This window comes from Gottfriedia luciferensis (genome assembly GCF_002156865.1).
Lineage (GTDB): Bacteria > Bacillota > Bacilli > Bacillales > Bacillaceae_G > Gottfriedia > Gottfriedia luciferensis.
In genome coordinates this window covers 71,006-91,965 of the sequence record NZ_NCTA01000016.1, presented here as the reverse complement: position 1 = coordinate 91,965, position 20,960 = coordinate 71,006, and the positions used below count along the sequence as shown (strand labels likewise).

General features: G+C 32.3%; 19 protein-coding genes. 3 read left to right on the top strand and 16 right to left on the bottom strand.

What is annotated here, in order from left to right:
- Positions 1-150 precede the first annotated feature (150 nt).
- The 7 genes from B7R67_RS12890 to B7R67_RS12860 form a co-directional block, all read right to left on the bottom strand.
- Positions 151-885, bottom strand: coding sequence for an amino acid ABC transporter ATP-binding protein (locus B7R67_RS12890; protein WP_088071029.1), 735 nt, complete (start codon positions 883-885; stop codon positions 151-153).
- Positions 886-900: 15 nt separating this feature from the next.
- Entirely contained in the window at positions 901-1,596 is a 696-nt protein-coding gene (locus B7R67_RS12885; protein ID WP_088071027.1) for an amino acid ABC transporter permease, read from the bottom strand.
- Positions 1,583-2,380, bottom strand: coding sequence for an amino acid ABC transporter substrate-binding protein (locus B7R67_RS12880; RefSeq protein WP_407920398.1), 798 nt, complete (start codon positions 2,378-2,380; stop codon positions 1,583-1,585). Before B7R67_RS12880 ends, B7R67_RS12885 begins: the two co-directional genes overlap by 14 nt.
- Before the next feature lie 352 nt (positions 2,381-2,732).
- Positions 2,733-3,611 (bottom strand): hemolysin family protein, encoded by an 879-nt coding sequence (locus tag B7R67_RS12875; protein WP_142289556.1) that lies wholly within the window; start codon positions 3,609-3,611, stop codon positions 2,733-2,735.
- Positions 3,612-4,073: 462 nt separating this feature from the next.
- Positions 4,074-5,393, bottom strand: coding sequence for a hemolysin family protein (locus B7R67_RS12870; RefSeq protein WP_088071021.1), 1,320 nt, complete (start codon positions 5,391-5,393; stop codon positions 4,074-4,076).
- Positions 5,394-5,544: 151 nt separating this feature from the next.
- A complete protein-coding gene (locus B7R67_RS12865; RefSeq protein WP_142289555.1) occupies positions 5,545-5,958 on the bottom strand; it encodes a MerR family transcriptional regulator in 414 nt (137 codons plus the stop codon).
- Positions 5,959-6,502: 544 nt separating this feature from the next.
- A complete protein-coding gene (locus B7R67_RS12860; protein WP_088071019.1) occupies positions 6,503-7,738 on the bottom strand; it encodes a DUF6792 domain-containing protein in 1,236 nt (411 codons plus the stop codon).
- A 199-nt stretch (positions 7,739-7,937) separates the two neighbouring features.
- Here B7R67_RS12860 and serC point away from each other — a divergent pair, with 199 nt between their 5' ends.
- Together serC and B7R67_RS12850 are read left to right on the top strand one after the other, a co-directional pair.
- A complete protein-coding gene (serC, locus tag B7R67_RS12855; RefSeq protein ID WP_088071017.1) occupies positions 7,938-9,029 on the top strand; it encodes a 3-phosphoserine/phosphohydroxythreonine transaminase in 1,092 nt (363 codons plus the stop codon).
- A complete protein-coding gene (locus tag B7R67_RS12850; protein ID WP_088071015.1) occupies positions 9,026-10,186 on the top strand; it encodes a phosphoglycerate dehydrogenase in 1,161 nt (386 codons plus the stop codon). The genes serC and B7R67_RS12850 overlap by 4 nt, the downstream gene beginning before the upstream one ends.
- A gap of 80 nt (positions 10,187-10,266) precedes the next feature.
- Here B7R67_RS12850 and B7R67_RS12845 read toward each other — a convergent pair whose 3' ends face one another.
- The 9 genes from B7R67_RS12845 to maa form a co-directional block, all read right to left on the bottom strand.
- The gene (locus B7R67_RS12845) at positions 10,267-11,457 is read right to left on the bottom strand and encodes an acetyl-CoA C-acetyltransferase (protein WP_088071014.1); all 1,191 of its coding nucleotides are present in this window, start codon (positions 11,455-11,457) and stop codon (positions 10,267-10,269) included.
- 53 nt (positions 11,458-11,510) lie between these two features.
- Positions 11,511-12,923: a sigma-54 interaction domain-containing protein gene (locus B7R67_RS12840; protein WP_088071012.1), complete on the bottom strand. Its 1,413-nt coding sequence runs from the start codon at positions 12,921-12,923 to the stop codon at positions 11,511-11,513.
- Positions 12,924-13,034: 111 nt separating this feature from the next.
- Positions 13,035-13,811 (bottom strand): 3-hydroxybutyrate dehydrogenase, encoded by a 777-nt coding sequence (locus B7R67_RS12835; RefSeq protein ID WP_088071080.1) that lies wholly within the window; start codon positions 13,809-13,811, stop codon positions 13,035-13,037.
- Positions 13,812-13,839: 28 nt separating this feature from the next.
- The gene (locus tag B7R67_RS12830; RefSeq protein ID WP_088071010.1) at positions 13,840-14,496 is read right to left on the bottom strand and encodes a 3-oxoacid CoA-transferase subunit B; all 657 of its coding nucleotides are present in this window, start codon (positions 14,494-14,496) and stop codon (positions 13,840-13,842) included.
- A gap of 13 nt (positions 14,497-14,509) precedes the next feature.
- Complete coding sequence (locus B7R67_RS12825) at positions 14,510-15,211, bottom strand: CoA transferase subunit A (protein ID WP_088071008.1); 702 nt, start codon at positions 15,209-15,211, stop codon at positions 14,510-14,512.
- A 42-nt stretch (positions 15,212-15,253) separates the two neighbouring features.
- On the bottom strand, positions 15,254-16,684 hold the full coding sequence (locus B7R67_RS12820) for a GntP family permease (protein WP_088071007.1): 1,431 nt from the start codon (positions 16,682-16,684) through the stop codon (positions 15,254-15,256).
- A 324-nt stretch (positions 16,685-17,008) separates the two neighbouring features.
- Positions 17,009-17,884 carry an NAD-dependent epimerase/dehydratase family protein gene (locus B7R67_RS12815; RefSeq protein ID WP_088071005.1) on the bottom strand — a complete coding sequence of 292 codons (876 nt, stop codon included), beginning with the start codon at positions 17,882-17,884 and terminating at the stop codon, positions 17,009-17,011.
- A gap of 654 nt (positions 17,885-18,538) precedes the next feature.
- Complete coding sequence (locus B7R67_RS12810; protein WP_158095096.1) at positions 18,539-19,291, bottom strand: metallophosphoesterase; 753 nt, start codon at positions 19,289-19,291, stop codon at positions 18,539-18,541.
- 21 nt (positions 19,292-19,312) lie between these two features.
- Complete coding sequence (gene maa / locus B7R67_RS12805) at positions 19,313-19,870, bottom strand: maltose O-acetyltransferase (protein ID WP_088071078.1); 558 nt, start codon at positions 19,868-19,870, stop codon at positions 19,313-19,315.
- Between the two features lie 104 nt (positions 19,871-19,974).
- On the opposite strand from maa, the gene B7R67_RS12800 reads away from it, so the two are divergent.
- Complete coding sequence (locus B7R67_RS12800; protein WP_088071001.1) at positions 19,975-20,598, top strand: LysE family translocator; 624 nt, start codon at positions 19,975-19,977, stop codon at positions 20,596-20,598.
- Positions 20,599-20,960: the final 362 nt, after the last annotated feature.

Below are 20,960 nucleotides of genomic sequence, written 5' to 3'. Positions count from 1 at the left end.
GTCTCACCTCCTTAAGTAGTGTAATGATAGTATGACTCTAAACGATTAACATATGTATGTTAAGCTAATGTAAATTTTGGAAAAAGCTTTTCTATTTAATATCTAGCTAAACAAAAAAAAGCACTAGATAAAGAATATCTAGTACTTGATTTACTGAATTAATTGTAGGAATTGTTTTGTTCTTGCATGTTTAGGTTTTTCTAAAACTTCACTAGGATGACCTTGTTCAACAATATACCCACCATCCATAAAAATGACTTCATCAGCGACATCGCGTGCAAATTTCATTTCATGTGTAACAACGATCATTGTCATCCCTTCTTCAGCTAACTCCTTCATGACTTTAAGTACTTCCTGTACTAGCTCTGGATCTAACGCTGAAGTAGGCTCATCGAATAAAATAACAGTTGGTTCCAATGCTAAAGCTCTAGCAATACCAACACGTTGCTGCTGGCCACCTGAAAGCTGATGAGGTAATAAATTCATTTTATCCTCTAATCCAACTTTCGTAAGTAAGCCAATGGCTTTGTCTTTAGCGACTTCTTTTTTTACCTTTTGTACAGTCACTAAACCTTCCATAACATTTTCTAACGCCGTTAAATGTGGAAATAAATGATGTTGTTGAAATACCATTCCTGTTTTACTTCTTAAAGAAATGATTTCTTTTTTAGATACCTTATTTGAAAAATCAATTGAACGATCATCAATCGTAATTTTGCCGTGATTTGGATGCTCTAAAACATTAATACATCTTAAAAATGTAGTTTTACCAGAACCTGAGGGACCAATAATTGCTGTTACGGTTCCTTTTTCTACATTTAAGCTAACATCTTTTAATACTTCTAAATCGCCAAAGCTCTTTTTAATATTTTCTAATTTTATCATAAAGTTCTTCCTCCATTATTTAGCAACATAACGTTCAACTCGAGCTTCTAATCGCCCCTGTATAATTGAAAGGAAGAAGCAGATTATCCAATAGATTAAAGCAGCTTCAGTGTAAACAACTAAAAATTTATAATTTGTCGCAGCAATTTCTTGAGCTGTTCTAAACATTTCAGTAACTAGGATTAAAGAAGCTAATGAAGTGTCTTTTACTAAGCTTATAAAAGTATTTGATAACGGTGGTAATGAAACACGTGCAGCTTGAGGAATAATAATTCTTTTTAATGTCTGGTTGTAATTCATACCAATTGAATAGGCAGCTTCCCATTGCCCTTTATCGATTGATTGGATTGAACCTCTTATTATTTCTGATGCATATGCACCTACACTTAATGAAAAACCAATTATAGCTGAAATATACGGTGAAATTGTTAACCCGATAGTTGGTAATCCATAAAAGATTATAAATAATTGCACTAAAAGGGGTGTACCTCTCACAATTGAAACGTAAAATCTAGCTAAACCATTTAAAAATTTATTACTTGATAGACGGAAAAGTGCAGTAATAAAGGCCAAGACTAGTCCAACAATGAATGTTATGATTGTTAATGGAACCGTACCAATTAAAGCAGTTTTAACCATTGGAAGGAAAGAATCCTTCGCAATGGTTAAATTGTTACTCCAGTCTTGATTAAGTAAATTATTTAAGTCCATCTTTACCGAACCATTTTGTTACGATTTCATCGTATTTTCCGTCTTTTTTCATATCATCAAGAGCTTTATTTACTGCTTTTACTAATGAATCATCTGTTTTGCGGAACATGAATCCACTATTAGAAGCATCACTTTCTAATGCTGCAATTTTTACTTTATTGTCGCCAGTTTCTTTTAAATAGTTTTGAATTGATAACTTATCGTTGATTGTTACATCAGCACGGCCAGTTTCAATTAATTGAATCGCTTGGCTAAAACCTTCAACTCCAACTAATTTTGCACCATATTTCTTAGCTAAATCACCATAATTACTTGTTAATGATTGAGCCGCATTTAAACCTTTAATGCCATCAAAAGATGTAACTTTTGAATCAGATTTTACAACTAAAGCAGCTGATGAAGTGATATACGGCTTAGAGAAATAATAAGTTTTTTCTCTGTCTGGTCTAATACCAACTTCATTAGCGATCACATCAAAACGTTTTGCATCTAATCCTGCAAACATTGCATCCCATTGAGTTTCAAAATATTTTGGCTTAACACCTAATCTTTTTGAAACTTCATTTGCTAAATCAACATCAAAACCAGTTAATTTACCTGATTTATCATGGAAAGTGAAAGGAGCATATGTACCTTCAGTTCCAATTTTTAATTCTCCGCTATCTTTAACTTGAGTTAATAAGTCTTTACCCTTAGCTGTTTCTTCTTTTTTATTTGAATTACAACCAGTCATTACACCTGCTGCTAAAACTAACGAACCAAATGCTAAACCAAATTTCTTAATATTCATTTTTTAATCTCCCTTAACCTTATCGGAATTATTTGTATTAAATATATTGCATGTTTAGAAAAATTACAACAAAAAAAACTCATATTTTATTATTTTTATTTTTAAGATTTTAATTCTAACGTTCATCAATAATTTTATTGAATATCAATCATTCCACAATTAGCCTTCTCTAGTAGACCATTTTCTAATCCGCTTATAAAGAAAACTCGCCGATTGGCGAGCCTTTAGGTAACGACAGAGGCTTGGTTGCACTTATGCTTAATCCCAAAATTGGTAACTAATACGGCGAGTTGTCAACTCAACTGCCAATTACTATACTTGCTAAATGTGTAAAAAAACTCAGCTCCTACGAACCGACCTTACTTTGTAAATTTTTGTGATTAATTTTAACAATTACACTCTGTATCCTTCTATTTTGAACTTCATTAATAATGAATGTTAGATTTTTATATTGAAGTGATTCTCCCTTTTTAGGTACATGCTTAAAGCTTTCAAATAACCATCCGCCTAATGTTAAATATCTACTGAACGGCTTTTTAATTTTAAAATTTTGAAAAAAACTTGATAAATCAATTGAAGCTTGGAAGTGGAATTCATTGTCATTTATTTGATAATAATCATTTTCTAAATCGTCAAACTCATCTCTAATTTCTCCAACTAATTCCTCCAATATATCCTCAAGCGTTACGATGCCAGATGTTCCTCCGAATTCATCAACTACAATTGCTATATGAGCATTTTGTTTTTGAAGAATTGTTAATACAGCGGAAATTTTCATTGATTCAATTACAAAAATCGGTTCTCGTACAATTTCTCGAAGATTTACATCTTGATTTTGAATTAATTTAATTAAGAATTCTCTTTCAGATATTATACCGATTATATGGTCTATATCTTGTTCATAAATTGGAATTCTTGAATATTGCTCTTTTATAAAGACTTCACATATATTGTCAACTGAATCATTCACATCGATAGCAACTACTTCTGTTCGGGGTGTTAAGATATCACTAACTCTTTTCTCTTTAAATGTAATCGATCTAACGATTAAATCATCTTCACTCAACTTAGTTGGTTCATCATCAACTTCTAAAATATAACTCTTAATTATATGATGGTTTGCTTCTGAATCACCAATTTGATTAATGTTGGGAGTTTTAGTAAAAAATCGGTTAATTAAATTAAAAAAAAACGTTCTTCCTTTACTCGAGGGAGCTTCTGACAAACAATTCACACCCCTATAAAAAATTTTAATATTAGCTATCGACAATCCTTTACAAATATTTAATTAATGTGTATTCAAATAAGGGAAATTTATGCAAAAAAAAAAAATTCCTCTTTCAAAAAAGAGGAAAAATGAGGTATTGTACGAAACGATTAAAATAAGCTGATAAATATAGTTAGCGAACTAACTAGCAAAATTAGAAGAAAATCTCCTAGTATGTAAAAATAACACGGACGGAAATTATTCTTCTGCAAAAATCAACTTTACATTCTTATTTTATAACAAATAAAATGAGTTAGCTTCTGGAGTTGTTAACATTTTGTGAAATAATTTACAAGAAACGCTAAAAGTAAAGCGAGGCTTAGTTACACGTATACTTAAACCTTAAAATTGGCAACTACGTGGCGTTTTCCATACCATAAAAAAAGGATTAAAGACTTATGTCTCTAATCCTTTTAACTTTTATGAGCTTACCGTCTGTACAAACTCATTTATTTTTTTTATTTCAACTAATTTCACTTGGTGTGAATCTAATTCAACAACTTTGAATTCAAAATCATCAAATATTACAGATTCACCTTGTTGAATGTCATGATTTTGAGTTAAAATCCATCCACCAATTGTGTCAACATCATCTTCTTCAACATAAAGACCTAATAAATCATTAATTTCCGTAATTAATACTTTACCAGCAACAATTTTATGTGAATCATTAATGTGTTGAACAGTTGGCTTTTCATCATCATCATATTCATCACGTATTTCCCCAACAATTTCTTCAAGAATATCTTCCATTGTTAATAATCCTGCTGTTCCACCATACTCATCGTAAAGTATGGCTAATGGAATACGTTTCTTCTGCATTAACAATAATAAATCATGAATTGCAATTGTTTCAATTACTTGAATAACTGGTCGAGTATAATTTGCGAAATCGTATGACTGATCAACTTTTCCATCTAAATAGCGGATAAAAAAGTCTTTCACATTTACCATACCTAAAATATCATCTTTATCCTCACCAAATACAGGGTAACGAGTATATTTTTCATTTTTAATTGTTTTGATCTGTTCATCAATTGGATCTTCAGCATACAACCCAATAATTTCTGTACGAGGGACCATAATCTCTTTTGCAAGTCGGTTATCGAACTCAAAAATATTATTTAAATACTTATACTCAGCCTGGTTTATCTCTCCACTTTCAAAGCTCTCTGATAAAATAATTCTCAGCTCTTCCTCCGTATGAACCTCTTCAGACTCAGATGCTGGCTTTAAACCAAATAATCCTGTAAAAAATCTTGCAGAACTATTTAATGCCCAAATAAATGGGTAAGCTACTTTATAGAAAGCAATTAAAGGTGTAGAAAGCATAAGTGTTATCGATTCAGCTTTTTGAATAGCTACTGTTTTTGGAGCTAATTCACCAACTACAACGTGAATAAACGTCACAAATGAAAACGCAAGAAGAAACGATATTGTTGAAGCAACAGTTCCATTTAATCCTAGGTATTCTACCACTGGATGAAGAATGTGCTCAAACGTTGGTTCTCCTAAATAACCTAATCCTAAAGCTGTAACCGTAATACCTAATTGACAAGCTGATAAATATTCATCCAAACTCGTCGTAACCTTTTTAGCAGCTACTGCACCACGCTTTTTCTCAGCTACTAGTTGATCAATCCTACTTGATCTTACTTTCACTATCGCAAATTCTGCTGCTACGAAAAAAGCTGTAAGTGCGATTAATACTGCAATCAATAACAAGTTAACTATGTCCAATGACGAACCCGAGTAATTTACTCGAGTATTCACCTCCTGAGAATTTCAATCTACAAAAATATTAAGTTATAATTTTTTCTAACTATTAATAGATTACCATAATTTAGCAATTCAATAAATTGCTTATCTTAATTAATCCATCTTTAAATCTTTATTTTACAAAATGTTTTAACGTCTGAAATAGCGGAAATGTATGATGTGATAATGAATCAACTAAAGCATTTTTTTCACCATCATTCATATCTGAAATAACAGGTACTAATTGAGCCAATTTTGCTTCTAGCTCTATAATTTGATTCGATATTACTTGGATTTGTTCAAAAATACAATTTTTGGGATTATTAGTTCGCAACAAATTCTTTATCTCTTCTAATGATATTCTCATCTTTTTACAATGTTCAATAAATCTTAGAGTTTCAATTGCCTCTGTGGAATAATATCGGTAGTTCGATTCTGATCGTTTTGCTTCTAATAACCCTAATTTTGTATAGTAATCTATTGTTCTTTTTGAAACTTGAGCTATTTCAGCTAACTCACCAATTCGATACTCGATCCCAAGTGACAACCCTCCCCATTTTAATTAGTAGTACTATTATATAATTAAGAAACTGTACAGTCAAACGTTCCAGTTATGAATAAAAAAACATTATTAAAATTGTATACTATGATTAAATAAGAATATAAAATAATTACTAAATTTTCGTAAAAGAAGTTGAGTGATGTTCATTTCCACTACAGGATTCTCGCTTTCCATGGGGCGAAACCTGAGCCTCCTCGGCAAGCCTGCGGGGTCTTTAGCCTTTCCGCACTTCCCATGGGAGTCGAGCATCCTTTCGTTCCAATTAACTTATTCATTAGTAAAAGTATGTATTAAAAAACTATATAAATGTCCTTTACTTCGAACAAATTATTAATAATTTTGAAATGATCTAAGTAATATTTCGAGTTTCATGGGTAATAAATATTGTTCAAAACAGTTTAACATTTCTATTCATTTTAACACGCTGAAAAGAGTAGCTTCTTTAATAAGCTACTCTCAGTGTGTAGACAAAGTCCTATTTATCTGATTATCAGACTGACCTTTTTCTAAAGACCTTACTAATTACAAATTATTTTTTAACAGGATAGATGGTTTTCTTAGTTTTTTCATCTTTTACGACTCTGTTTTTATTTAGCTTTGCATATGAAATTGCTTCTTTACTATTTGTAAAAATATCTAGCTTATCTTTTCCTAAGTATACGCTATACCTGAAAGATGAATTTGTTTTAAAGTATACGTTTTTATTCGTTTTTGTATCGATCACCCTTCTTCCGGCTTGCTTATTTGCAAACGAATCTGAGCTCTTTCGATCGTTAAATGATGATAAGAATTTTTGATGGAAATACACTGCATATTTACTTTCCCAAATAAGTTTTCTATTTTTGCTAGCATCTACAATTGCTGTTTTATTATTTAAACTTGCTAATTGGACTGCATTATTTACATCGTAAAAAGATTTTACTAGTTTATTATTTTGGTAGACAGAAAATGTTTTATTTATGAATGAGTAAAATCGAATTAATTTATGTTTTTCATCCATTGGATAATCGCTATTTAGATATAATTTTTCGATTGTCCCTAAATTTGTTATTGCATAAATGGTGTTGTAAGAATCTACTATTTCTCCGTCAATAATAAAATTACTATTTCCGCTAAGAAATGGTTCATAGTTTGCTTGTTTAGAATTTGTAACTACACCTAAAGAATTAAATGTCACTACTTTCATTCCTACTTGGTTTAGTGCAATCTTAACATGCTGAGCTAAGTGTCCACCTAAAGAATGCCCTGTTAATATTATTTCATTATTATTTTGATTACTAATTTTATCAAGAAATGACTTAGTAAACGAATCTGCTTCCTCGTCTTGAGGATGATAAACTAATCCACTTACTTGAGTTTTATCTGAATTTATATAGTTTATTGCTTCCTGATTATCCACCCAATCTTTATCAGATAATGTTCCTGCTGAACCTTTATACGCAATGATGTATTCATTTTTAATTGAGTCAGGTGATTTTAAAACAATTGCTTCAAACCCCCGTTGAACTGATCCACCATTCTCAGATACTTTTTCAACTTTCCAGTTTCCTATCGCATCCTTAATTTCTGCATTTACACCAGGAATATCTTTTACTTTCTTTCCTTCATTTTTATACACGTTGTCAACATAAGCTAAATCTGAAGCATATAGTTCTTTATATTGTTCATTTAATAATTGAGCAGGAGTTTCAACACTCGCTTCTACTATTGGTATGGCTTTAAAAATAATTACTAAGCTTATTACGAATCCAATTACTTTTTTCAATTTTTCCTCCCATAAAACCGTTATTATTTCTCTCTAACAAAATCATAGTTCTACTTAATTCAAATTTTCCCTTCTGTATTTATTTAAAAATTTATATTATTTGTGAAATTTTTATGTTTTTATTTCATCTTTTGTTGACCAACTTATTACGGTAGTTTAAAGTTAGAATATTATAAAATATCAGATAAGGATGATGATTATGGAACGTGTTTTTAATTTCTCTGCTGGCCCTTCTGTCTTACCAATTCCAGTCCTTGAAAAAGTGCAAAAAGAACTAGTGTCATACGGAAAATCTGGAATGTCTGTAATGGAAATGAGTCATCGTTCAGTTGAATTTGAAGAAATTATAAAGAATTGCGAAAACTTATTTCGTGAACTATTAGAAATTCCATCAAATTATAAAGTCCTGTTTTTACAAGGTGGAGCTTCGACTCAATTTTCAATGGTTCCATTGAACTTATTAAACAAAAATAAAAAAGCCGCATTTATTAACACTGGTACATGGTCTAAGAAAGCAATTTCTGAAGCAAAAAAATATGGAGAAATCGATATTATTGCTTCTTCTGAAGATAAAAACTATTCATATATTCCTAATTTAGAAGACTTAAACATACTAGAACAATATGATTATTTACATATTACAACGAATAACACAATAGAAGGAACGAAGTATACTACTTATCCTAAAACGAATTCTCCACTTGTTGCGGACTTTTCTTCTAATATTTTATCTGAGCCAATTGATGTTTCGAAATTTGGTTTGATTTATGCTGGTGCTCAAAAAAATATAGGACCTGCAGGGTTAACGATTGTCATCATAAGAGATGATCTAATCGGTAACGCAGATCTTCTTTGTCCAACAATGCTCAACTATAAAACACATGTAGAGTCATCTTCTCTATATAATACACCTCCTACATTCAGTATTTATGTAGCGAAACTTGTTTTAGAATGGATTAAGGAACAGGGTATAAATAGCATTTATCAAAAGAATCTATTAAAAGCTCAATTATTATATGATTTTATCGATCAATCTGACTTGTTTTCTTCACCAGTTGAAATCGAAAGTAGATCACTAATGAATATACCTTTTACATCACCTTCTGATGCAATTAACAAACAATTTCTTGCTGAAGCAAATTCAGTTGGACTTGTAAATCTTGAGGGGCATCGATCTGTTGGCGGTATGAGAGCTAGCATATATAACGCAATGCCAATAGAAGGTGTTGAGCAATTAGTTCAATTTATGAGTCGCTTTGAAAAGAAAATTTTAGAGGAGATTGTAAGATGATAAAAATTCAAACATTAAATAATATTTCTGAACACGGAATTAAAGAATTTCCTGTTCAAAATTATACAATTGAAAATAACGTAAATGAACCTGATGGAGTTTTATTAAGAAGTTATAGTATGCATGAAATGGATATACCAAATAGTGTAAAGGCTATTGCAAGAGCAGGAGCTGGAGTAAACAATATTCCAATCGATGAATGCACTGAAAGAGGCATTGTCGTATTTAATACTCCTGGTGCCAATGCTAATGCAGTTAAGGAATTGGTATTAACAAGCCTTTTACTTTCATCACGCCGCATTATTGAAGGCGTTGAATGGACGCGTTCATTATTTGGAGAAAAAAATGTTTCTAAAATCGTTGAAGCTGGAAAGAAAGAATTTGCTGGCGTTGAGATTGCCGGTAAAAAGTTAGGGATCATTGGTTTAGGTGCTATCGGTGTACTAGTAGCAAATGATGCACTAGCTTTGGATATGGAAGTATACGGTTATGACCCTTATATTTCAGTTGATACAGCATGGCGATTATCTAGAAATGTTCAGCGAATTGATAATTTGGAACAAATCTTTTCAACATGTGATTATATTACAATTCATGTACCTTTAACTTCAGAAACAAAACAATTTGTAAATGCAAAACTTTTATCGGTCATGAAAAAAGGAACTAGGCTACTAAATTTCTCTCGTGCTGAGTTAGTAGATGATGTTGCTCTTGAAGATGCATTAGAAAATGGTACAGTTGGAGTGTATGTAACAGACTTCCCGAATGAAAAAGTAATCGGAATGAAAAATGTAATTCCGATTCCCCACTTAGGTGCATCAACAACAGAATCTGAAGAAAACTGTGCCCGTATGGCTGCCAAACAATTAAAAGACTATTTAGAAACAGGTAATATAAAAAATTCGGTTAACTTCCCAAATGTTGAATTACCTTATACAGGAAAAAAACGTATTACGATTTCACATAAAAACGTTCCAAATATGGTCGGTCAAATTACTGGATTACTTGCAAAATACCAAGTAAATATCGCTGATATGTTAAATCGTAGTAAAGGTGGTTTTGCCTATACGATGATTGACCTTGATGAAACAATTAATGAACCAGTCGAACAATTACTAAAAGAAATTGAAGGTGTCATTTCCGTAAGAGTAATTTAACGATAGAAATGAATGCGGTAGGTGCTTCCTTTCAGCTCTACCGCATTTTTTTATTTAGTCGTTAATTGTATTCACACCATTTACTCAAAACAATTTTCTATAATTGTTGCAACCCCTTGGCCACCACCAATACAAAGTGTTGCAAGGCCATATAGTGTTTCTCTTCTCTTCATTTCATGAATTAAAGTAACTAAAATTCTAGTACCACTTGCTCCAATTGGATGCCCTAGCGCAATTGATCCACCATTCACATTTACGATATTTTCATCAAATCCACATTCTTTCAGTACAGCTAACGATTGCACTGCGAAAGCTTCATTTGCTTCAATTAAACCAATATCGCTTAATTCAATTGTTGATTTTTCAATTGCTTTTTTAGCAGCAAACGCAGCTCCAATTCCCATTATACTTGGATCTACCCCAGCACTACTATTTACATTTATTTTAACTAATGGCGTAAGACCAAGTTCTCTTGCTTTTCTTTCGCTCATCAAAACAACCGCTGCTGCTCCATCATTTATACCTGAAGCATTTGCTGCAGTTACAGTTCCATTTTTATCAAACGCTGGTCTTAAAGAAGCGATTTTTTCTACTGTAGCACCAAACTTTGGATATTCATCTTCTTTAAATATAATTGGATCCTTCTTACGTTGAGGAATTTCAATCGCAACTATTTCCTCCTCAAATTTACCATTTTTTATGGCAATTTCAGCTTTTTGCTGGCTTTGTACTGCAAACTCATCTTGTTGTTCTCTAGATACTTCATATTGATTAGCTAAGTTTTCTGCGGTGTTCCCCATGTGATAATCATTAAATGCACACCAAAGTCCATCAGAAATCATACTATCAACAACTTTTTTATCACCCATTCGATATCCATCTCTTGCTCCTTGAAGTAAATATGGAGCTTGACTCATGTTTTCCATACCACCTGCAACTATAATTTCAGCGTCACCCGCTAAAATAGCTTGAGTTGCTAAATGAACTGATTTTAATCCAGATCCACAAACTTTGTTAATCGTCATAGCGGAAACTGAATGTGGAAGCCCAGCTTTCAAAGCAGATTGTCTCGCTGGATTTTGACCTAATCCTGCTTGAAGTACATTCCCCATTATTACTTCGTCAACTTCATTTCCCTGAATACCCGCTCGCTTTATTGCTTCTTTAATAACTTTAGCTCCTAACTCTACTGCGCTTACATCTTTTAGAGTCCCATTAAAATTTCCAATCGCAGTTCTGACAGCGCTTACAATTACAACTTTCTCACTCATTTTTAAATCCCCCTTTATCATTTTTCGACCGATATACAAACACTATGAATCTATTAAATGTGATAAGCTTTACATTTTTCATAAAAAGTTGATTTACTGATTTCTAATAATTTTGCTGCTTCAACTTTATTCCCCTGAGTTTCGATCAAAGCTCGCTTAATTGCTTCTTTCTCTGTATCTTCAATCATCTCTTTTAAAGATTTTAATGAACTTTGATGATTCGAAAATGATGTAGAATTTTCAAAATCTGATGCAATTTTAGGATTGACTGGATTTTCATATAAATATAGAGGCAATTGTTTAGGTGTAATCACTTTACCATTTAATACATTTATACACCTCTCAAGTACATTTTCAAGCTCTCGAATATTTCCTGGCCAATGATGTGATTTTAGAATTTGAAAAACTTCATTCGAAATTTGAATTCCATATCGGTGGAATTTCCTTTCAAGCTTTTTAATTAACGAGTTTGCAATGAGAGGTAAATCATTAATCCGTGATCTTAGCGGAGGAATGTCAATTTTAATTACATTTAAACGGTAATATAAATCTTGACGAAATTCTTTTAACACTACCATATTTTCAAGATTTCGATGAGTTGCTGCAATCACCCGAACATCAATGGAAATAGGCGAGCTGCCTCCAACTCTTTCAATTTCTTTTTCTTGAAGTACTCTCAGTAATTTACTTTGCATATGCAGTGACATATCGCCAATTTCATCCAGGAAAATTGTTCCTCGGTTCGCAATCTCAAATTTCCCTTTTTTTCCGCCACGTTTTGCACCTGTAAATGCGCCTTCTTCATAACCAAAAAGCTCTGATTCTAATAAATGTTCTGGTATTGAAGCACAATTCACCCGAACAAATGGAAAATTTCTTCTTGGACTAGCGTCGTGAATTGCATGAGCAAACAACTCTTTTCCTGTTCCAGATTCACCAAAAAGTAAAATTGCAGACGAGCTTGCTGACACTTTCTCTGCCAATTGTTTTGAAGCAATAAAGACAGGAGTGTCGCCAATAATTTGTTCAAAACTATACTTACTACCTAATTCCTTCTCAAATTTCTTTTTGTAATAGTTTAATTCTGCAACTAATGGTTCAACTTTTTTAGAATATTCGATCCAATCTTGAGCGTTTCGAAACATTACTGTACCAACAGCACCAACTAATTCATTCTCTATATACAATGGATACCGATTTGCGACCATTTCAGTATTTTTTATCGGATGAATTTCTGCTACTTCTGCTTGACCAGTTTTCGCTACTATATGCATTCTAGAATTTTCAATTACATCCGTTACATCCATTCCTATTACTTCATCTGCAGAACGTCCAACAAATTCGCAATACGATTCATTCATATATATAACTTTTCCATCTCGATTAACAACAACAATCCATTCTATAGCAAGATTAATTATCTCTTGTATCCAACTATATGGAAGACTTTGAAGCATGCTATTCATCATCTCAACCTTTCAAGACAGGATTAAAGGGGTCAGGAAATACTAGTAAAAAGAAAGGCGAAAAGCAGGGACTCTCTCCCTGCATTCCTACTCTTCCTGCTCTTAAATCTTTTACTGCACTGTATATCCTGCATCTATTACATTTGCTTGACCAGTAATTCCACTAGTATATTCACTAGCAAGAAATACAGCATAGTCTGCTATTTCTTTTACTGACAGTAATCTTTTTTGAGGTACTAACGGGTAGATTACTTCTTCAATGACACTTTCTAGTGGTACATTTCTTGATTTTGCTAAATCGGCTAATTGATTTTGAACCAAAGGCGTATCAACATACCCTGGACAGATTGCATTCACCGTAATTCCATCGTTTGCGCCTTCTAATGCTGCTACCTTTGTTAAGCCTATGACCCCATGCTTAGCAGAATTATATGCAGCTTTGCCTGCAAATCCGATTAATCCGTTGATTGAAGCCATATTAATAATTCGACCATACTTTTGCTCTTTCATAATTGGAAATACATGTTTAATACTAATAAAAGGTGCTGTTAACATAACCTTAATTAGTAATTCAAATTTTTCTGTCGGAAATTCTTCAATTGATGAAACATATTGTAATCCAGCATTATTTATTAAAATATGTAATTTACCAAAACGGTCGATTACATGGCTAAGAACTTCTTTTACTTGTTCTTCATTTGTAACGTCACATGCATATCCAATTGCATTATATCCAAGCTCTTGTAATGAAGATGCCGAATTTTTAACATTTTCTTCATTTAGGTCTGTTAAAATAACTGAAGCTCCTTGCTCCGCAAAGGTTTTAGCAATTTCAAAACCAATACCGCTACCAGCACCTGTAATAAGCGCAACCTTTTCAGAAAGCATTTGCTGCATTTTTTTGTCCCCCTTTAACTTAGTTCACATTGTTTAATAATTTGGGACTGATTGTAAATGTAGCTTCTGTCTTTTCTGTTATTTCTTGAATTGTTGTATCACCAACACATTCTACTAAAACCATACCTTTATCTGTAAAATCAAAAACTGCTAATTCAGTAATCAGTCTATGAACAACACCTTTTCCAGTTAAAGGTAATGTACAATCTTTTTTGACTTTGCTTTCTCCATATTTATTGGCATGTTCCATTACAACGACAATTTTTTTTGCTCCATTTACTAAGTCCATGGCACCACCCATACCTTTTACCATTTTCCCTGGGATCATCCAGTTTGCTAGATCACCAGTTTCGGAGACTTCCATTCCTCCTAAAATAGCTAAGTCGATATGTCCACCTCTGATCATCGCAAATGATTCAGCACTATCAAAATACGAAGCTCCTTTAGTCGCTGTTACCGTTTCTTTTCCTGCATTAATTAAATCAGGATCTATTTCAGCTTCTGTTGGATAAGGTCCAATTCCAAGTAAACCATTTTCAGATTGAAGCATTACATCAATACCTTCTGGGATATAGTTTGCTAATAAAGTAGGTAGACCAATCCCAAGATTAACATACATGCCATCTTGAATTTCTTTAACTGCAGTTTGAATAATTAATTGTCGAATATCTTTCATTTTTATTAGCCTCCTATACTCCCGTAGTCATTCTGCGTTCAATTCTTTTCTCATATGTTTCACCGTGGAAAACGTGTTGTACATAAATGCTTGGTGTATGAATTGCATCAGCATCTAGCTCTCCAACTTCGACTAGCTCCTCAACTTCAGCAATAGTAATTTTCCCAGCCATTGCAGCAAGTGGATTAAAATTACGCGCAGTTTTTCTAAAAACAAGATTTCCTTGTTTATCACCTTTCCAAGCTTTAACAAATGCAAAGTCGCCTGTAATTCCCTCTTCTAATAAATATGTTTTCCCATTAAATACCTTATGCTCTTTACCTTCTGCAATAGGTGTACCTACTCCTGTAGCTGTATAAAAACCAGGGATTCCAGCACCGCCAGCACGTATACGTTCAGCTAAAGTTCCTTGTGGTACAAGTTCTACTTCTAACTCACCACTTAAAAACTGCTTTTCGAAAATTTTATTTTCACCTACATAGGATGAAACCATTTTTTTAATTTGTTTATTTGCTAATAAAAGACCTAATCCCCAATCGTCAACTCCACAGTTATTACTTACGATTGTTAAATTCTTTGTACCTTTATCTCGTAATGCTAAAATCATTTTTTCAGGAATACCGCAAAGTCCAAAGCCACCAACTATAATAGTAGCTCCATCTTGAATTTGTGAAACAACCTCTTCAACTGATGTAATCACTTTGTTCTTGCCCATAATACTGCTCCCTTCAAAAGTAAGATTAGTAGTTTAACATGTTTAAACAAGCCCTGTTAGTTTAAATACTGCAATGATAAAGAATACTGCAACTGTCTTGATGATAGTAATCGCAAAAATATCTTTATATGACTGGCGATGAGTTAAGCCAGTTACAGCTAATAATGTAATAACTGCACCATTATGCGGTAATGTATCCATACCACCTGACGCCATTGAAATAACACGATGCATTACTTCTGGAGGAATATTGTACTTATTAATTGCTTCGATATACTTCTCTGACATTGCACTTAATGCAATCCCCATACCTCCTGAAGCCGAACCTGTTATACCTGCTAATGTTGTAGTCGTTACTGCTCCATTTACTAATGGATCTGCGAAAGTATTTGAGATTCCTTTACTAACTACTCCAAACCCTGGTAAAGCAGAAATTACTCCACCAAAACCATATTCAGCACCAGTATTCATTGCAGCTAATAATGCTCCACCAATACTTGCATTGATTCCAGATTGTAGATTTAAACGCATCTTTTTGAATCCATAAATCATAGCTGTAAGAATCCCGATCACCAAGGCACATTCAACTGACCAAATACCAACAACAGCAGGAATTTGTACTACCCCAAAAGCTTCTAATCCAATTGATTTAAAATCAAATCCATTTGGATACCATTTTGGGAATGAAACAACGAAAAATTTATTTGAAAATCCAACTAATAATAATGGTACAAATGCTAAAATTTGTTTAAAAACTGGCGTTGGAGTACCTGTCGTTAATGAAGTAACTTCAGTTTGAGTTTCTTGAGTAGCAGCAAGCTCTCCGTTAAACCCTAAATAACCTTCACCAGCTTTTTCTGCTTTTTTACGTCTTGATTCTAAATACCAAAGACCGATTGAAAATACAAAGATTGCTGCTAAAATTCCTAAAAATGGTGCAGCATATATATCTGTTTTAAAGAATGTAGTTGGAATAACATTTTGAATTTGAGGTGTACCAGGCAGAGCATCCATCGTAAATGTAAACGCTCCAAGTGCAATTGTTCCAGGAATTAATCGTTTTGGAATATTTCCTTCGCGGAATAAGTTAGCAGCAAAAGGATAAATAGCAAATACAACTACAAACAAGCTTACTCCACTATATGTTAAGATTGCGCCCATTAATACAATCGCTAAAATTGCTCTTTTTGCTCCAACTAATTGAATAATTGTTTTTGCGATCGACTCAGCAATTCCAGACATTTCAACAACTTTTCCAAAAATTGCTCCAAGTAAAAATACAGGAAAATAAAGCTTAATAAAACCAACCATTTTCTCCATAAAAATATTACTGAAGAATGGAAAAACGTAACTTGGTTCAGTTAGTAGTACTGCAAATAAAGCACAAATTGGTGCAAATAAAATAACAGAAAATCCACGATACGCAACAAACATTAATAGTCCTAAAGCCAATAAAATAATTAAGATTTCCATAATAACCTCCTCGTTATCTACACATTTTGGTACTTTTTTGACAACGCTTTCATTTAAATTGATTAACTAATTTAAATTCACTAATTGCTGTACTTTTCTCCTTTCAGATATTGTCCTTCTTCTTAAATACAAGCAAATAGTGTGCCAAGTTATTAATGGATGTGATTTAATCTATAAATCTAATAATATTAGGTTAATTTAAAATTTTCAAACTTTTTAAAGTGAAGTTTTTTTCCGAAATACCGGAATTTCACTTCGATAAGATTCCGAAAACCTGGAAATTCCAAAATTTCGGAATCTTATTTTTGAACATTTTGTGAATTTTTACAATGAAGAATACTGTTTGATTAAGTTCTTCATCCAATTATGTACTTCTAAAAATTGAAAACCTTCTGTTTTAGCTTTTTCATTACTTAAAGATTGATCACTATATGCATCAAATGGTGACTGATTTTCTTTTGGACCTTCAGTAAGAATAATCGCTTTCTTGCCGATTTCTTTTTCACATATCCCGATAATTTCCTTAAATGTAATACTGCCATTTGAACATGCATTATAAGGGCCACTTATGATTGATTCATTCTCACCTAACCAAAGTAAAAACTCAGCTGTTTCATCTGAATCAATAAATGTCATTTCTTTGTTTAAATCAGAAATAATCATTTCTTCATTATGAGTAATTTTATGAACATGAAATAGCAGTCTTTTAGTATAATCATCTGCTCCTAACACAATTGGAAATCTAGCTGCTACTACTGGAAAAGTTGCTTCTTGAAACAAAACTGCTTCAGAAAGTCGTTTTCCTTCAGCATAGCTAAATTCATCGTTCTCTTTATAATCAATAGGATAATTAAATGGATCAAAGTCTTTTTCTACATGATTTAACCCATCATTATAAACCGCTAATGATGATGTAAAAATATATTTTTTAACATGATTTGTTACTATTTTAATTATTTCTTTCGCTTCATTTGGAGTATAACAAATATTATCATAAACCAGATCCCAATTTTCGTTACTCAATTTCTTTAACGTCTCTGGATTTTTTCGATCGATTGTAATTCGATTTACTTTTTCTCCTAAGTTATCCTCTGTAATTCCTCTTGTAGCGATTGATACTTCGTAACCTTTACTGATTAATTTATGAACAAGTCTCTTTCCAAAAAATCTCGTTCCACCTAATACTAAAACTTTTTTCATCTTTTAGCCCCCAAAGAAAATTACAAGTATAACTATTCGCCATAAAACTACATTTTACCTTTTAATATAAGAAACATATTTTGTTAAATTATTCTTAATCATTATAATTCACTCCTGCTTAGGCATAGTTAAGCAATCCTAACTCATACTTGCGTAATTAACAAAAAAACATGAGAAAATTACCTTCTCATGTTTTCACGCTGTTGAATTTTCGTAAAGGAAGTTAAGTGATGTTCATTTCCACTACAGGATTCTCGCTTTCCATGGGGCGAAACCTGAGCCTCCTCGGCAAGCCTGCGGGGTCTCAGCCTTTCCGCATTTCCTATAGGAGTCGAGCATCCTTTCGTTCCAATCAACTTATTCATCAATATAAGTATTCATTAAGAAACTATTTAAATATTAATCAGTTTGAAATTTATTTTTCTAATAATTAGTATTAAATATTTTAAACTAATGAAAAAGAACTAAGTAATGATTGAGTTTGAGTGAATAAATATTGCTCAAAACAGATTAACATTTCTATTCATTAATCGATTATCAAAAATACAAACTTTTTATCCAATCCACTTAATGACCTTTTTTCATATTGATCGATATATATTAACAACACTCTGAAAAACATGAGAAAGTTACCTTCTCATGTTTTGAATTAATCTATTTGATTAAAATATAATGTGTTTCAGGTTTAGCATTTAATCTAAGCGGTAAAGCTGTTGTTCCATATCCATTACTAATAAGCTGTGTCATGCCCTTAACCTTATGTGTTTTTCCTGCTTCATATGGTCCATATCCGAAAATCCTTATTTGTCCTCCATGAGTATGTCCGCTTAAAACAAGCGATACTCCCAGATCCCTCTTTAATAACTTCATTATTCTCGGATTATGGCTAACCAATAATTTAAAACCAGTCTGGTTCGTTCCTTCAAAGGCACGATCAATATCTACTTTCCCAGTATTCAAATCATCCACTCCGATTAACGCCCATTCTGTTTGAGAATGATTTAAGATAACAGCTGAATTTTTTAAAACAACTACATTCCACTTAGTAAAAATAGTCATTAAATCCTTCTTTTCAATTTCTATATCATTATTTCCCCACACAAAATACACTTTTCCTAATCTACTTAAATTCTCAATGTTTTGCTCTATTCTTTTTAGTGGAACTCCTTTTTCTAATAAATCCCCACCAATGATCACATAATCTACATTGTTAATCATTTTTTTAATAATAGAAGAATGTACTTTTCTTCTATGAATATCTGAAATAAAAAATATTCTTATCGGCTTTTCTAATTGATTAGTTGAAAATGAAAATTCATGTTTTCTCACAATATTTAAATGAGCTTCAATAAACATATACATTAAAATCATTACAGCCGAAATGATTAGAAGTAAAATGTAGATCATGCTGTCCTCCATCTAGAGCTTTTATTTAATGTCTTTTATAATCTTAGCTGGATTACCCCCAACTACCACATTATCCGGAACATCCTTTGTTACAACTGCACCCGAAGCGATCACTACATTATTCCCAATCTTTACACCAGGGTTAATAATTGCTCTTCCACCAATCCAAACGTTATCTCCAATTGTAACGGGTTTACCAAATTCAGCCCCACTTGCTCTCTCAACTGGATCAAGCGGATGAGTAGCAGTATAAATATGTACCCCAGGCGCCATAAAACAATTTACACCAATATGCACCGGGCAAACATCAAGTATTACACAATCAAAATTCGCATAAAAATTTTCACCTACATGTATATTGTATCCATAGTCACATCGAAATGTAGGCTCAATATAGATACTATTCCCTGTAGAACCAAATAACTGTTTTAAAAGATTTTCCCTTTTAGTACTATCCGTTTCGATTGTTACATTATATTCACGAGTTAATCGTCTAGCATTAATTCGATCCTCAACTAATTGAGGATCACCAGCTAAATATAATTCACCGCTAATCATTTTTTCTTTCTCAGTCATTATACTCTCTCCTTTTACCTTCTTTTTCTGCACTTCCTGCTTTTCCTATTTTTTCCTGCACTTTTCTGTGTTAAAGTAGAATAAAAAAATCTATAGGGGGGATTAAGTTGGATTTAACTATTTATTTATCTTTTATAGGTGTATCCTTGCTATTAATCATTGCACCTGGACCTGATAATATTTTTGTTATGGCTCAAAGTATTTCATACGGTAAAAAAGAAGGAATTGCTACTGCTTGTGGTCTTTGTTCTGGAGTCACAATCCATACCCTTGCTGCTTCTATTGGATTATCTGCCATCCTATATAAATCAGATGTAGCATTTTCAATTTTAAAATACTTAGGTGCTTTTTATTTACTTTACTTAGCGTACCAAGCTTTCCGTTCAAGTAGTGAAGTAGGCTCATTCACTAAACCAAAAAAACAAACTTTACCTGCTTTATATCGACGTGGTTTCTTAATGAATGTACTAAATCCTAAAGTTTCGTTATTTTTCTTAGCATTTTTACCTCAATTCATTGATAAAAACGGAATTTCTGTACCTCTTCAAATGATTATTTTAGGTTTGACTTTCATGGTGCTTACATTACTTATTTTCTCTATTATAGCAATCTTTGCGGGTAGCTTAGGAGAAAAATTATTACAAAATGCAAAATCATCACGCATTATTAATCTGGCACAAGGTACAATTTTTACAGGCATTGGCTTAAAATTGTTTTTTATGAATAAATAAAAAAGGTTCATCTACTTTCAGAGTAAAAGAATAAAAGAAAAATCGCTATTTAAATGGATGTAGGTTTCGAAGTTTGCATTCTCGCTTAAGTGGGGGTATCTTGAAGGTACTTTTCATTTGTAGCTGAAATAATCTACCTTTTTATTTATTAGTAGATGGTTTCTATCCATCTTTCAGTTGATTTTGAAAGAAATAGAGTACAATTTGCGATTTTCATATAAAAAACCCTAATTTTTAGCTCATAATACTATAACTGGTATAGGTAATTTTTCACTTTATTTGCGATTCTCGAATTTTATTTGCGATTTTGTCAATTTTATTTGCGATTTTCGAATTTTAATTGCGATTTTGCCAATTTTATT

Bases quoted from the DNA above. Each gene is read 5' to 3' on its own strand.
- B7R67_RS12890 (WP_088071029.1), bottom strand. From the start codon at position 885: ATGATAAAATTAGAAAATATTAAAAAGAGCTTTGGCGATTTAGAAGTA.
- B7R67_RS12885 (WP_088071027.1), bottom strand. From the start codon at position 1,596: ATGGACTTAAATAATTTACTTAATCAAGACTGGAGTAACAATTTAACC.
- serC (WP_088071017.1), top strand. From the start codon at position 7,938: ATGGAACGTGTTTTTAATTTCTCTGCTGGCCCTTCTGTCTTACCAATT.
- B7R67_RS12850 (WP_088071015.1), top strand. From the start codon at position 9,026: ATGATAAAAATTCAAACATTAAATAATATTTCTGAACACGGAATTAAA.
- B7R67_RS12845 (WP_088071014.1), bottom strand. From the start codon at position 11,457: ATGAGTGAGAAAGTTGTAATTGTAAGCGCTGTCAGAACTGCGATTGGA.
- B7R67_RS12840 (WP_088071012.1), bottom strand. From the start codon at position 12,923: ATGAATAGCATGCTTCAAAGTCTTCCATATAGTTGGATACAAGAGATA.
- B7R67_RS12835 (WP_088071080.1), bottom strand. From the start codon at position 13,811: ATGCTTTCTGAAAAGGTTGCGCTTATTACAGGTGCTGGTAGCGGTATT.
- B7R67_RS12830 (WP_088071010.1), bottom strand. From the start codon at position 14,496: ATGAAAGATATTCGACAATTAATTATTCAAACTGCAGTTAAAGAAATT.
- B7R67_RS12825 (WP_088071008.1), bottom strand. From the start codon at position 15,211: ATGGGCAAGAACAAAGTGATTACATCAGTTGAAGAGGTTGTTTCACAA.
- B7R67_RS12820 (WP_088071007.1), bottom strand. From the start codon at position 16,684: ATGGAAATCTTAATTATTTTATTGGCTTTAGGACTATTAATGTTTGTT.
- B7R67_RS12815 (WP_088071005.1), bottom strand. From the start codon at position 17,884: ATGAAAAAAGTTTTAGTATTAGGTGGAACGAGATTTTTTGGAAAGAGA.
- B7R67_RS12810 (WP_158095096.1), bottom strand. From the start codon at position 19,291: ATGATCTACATTTTACTTCTAATCATTTCGGCTGTAATGATTTTAATG.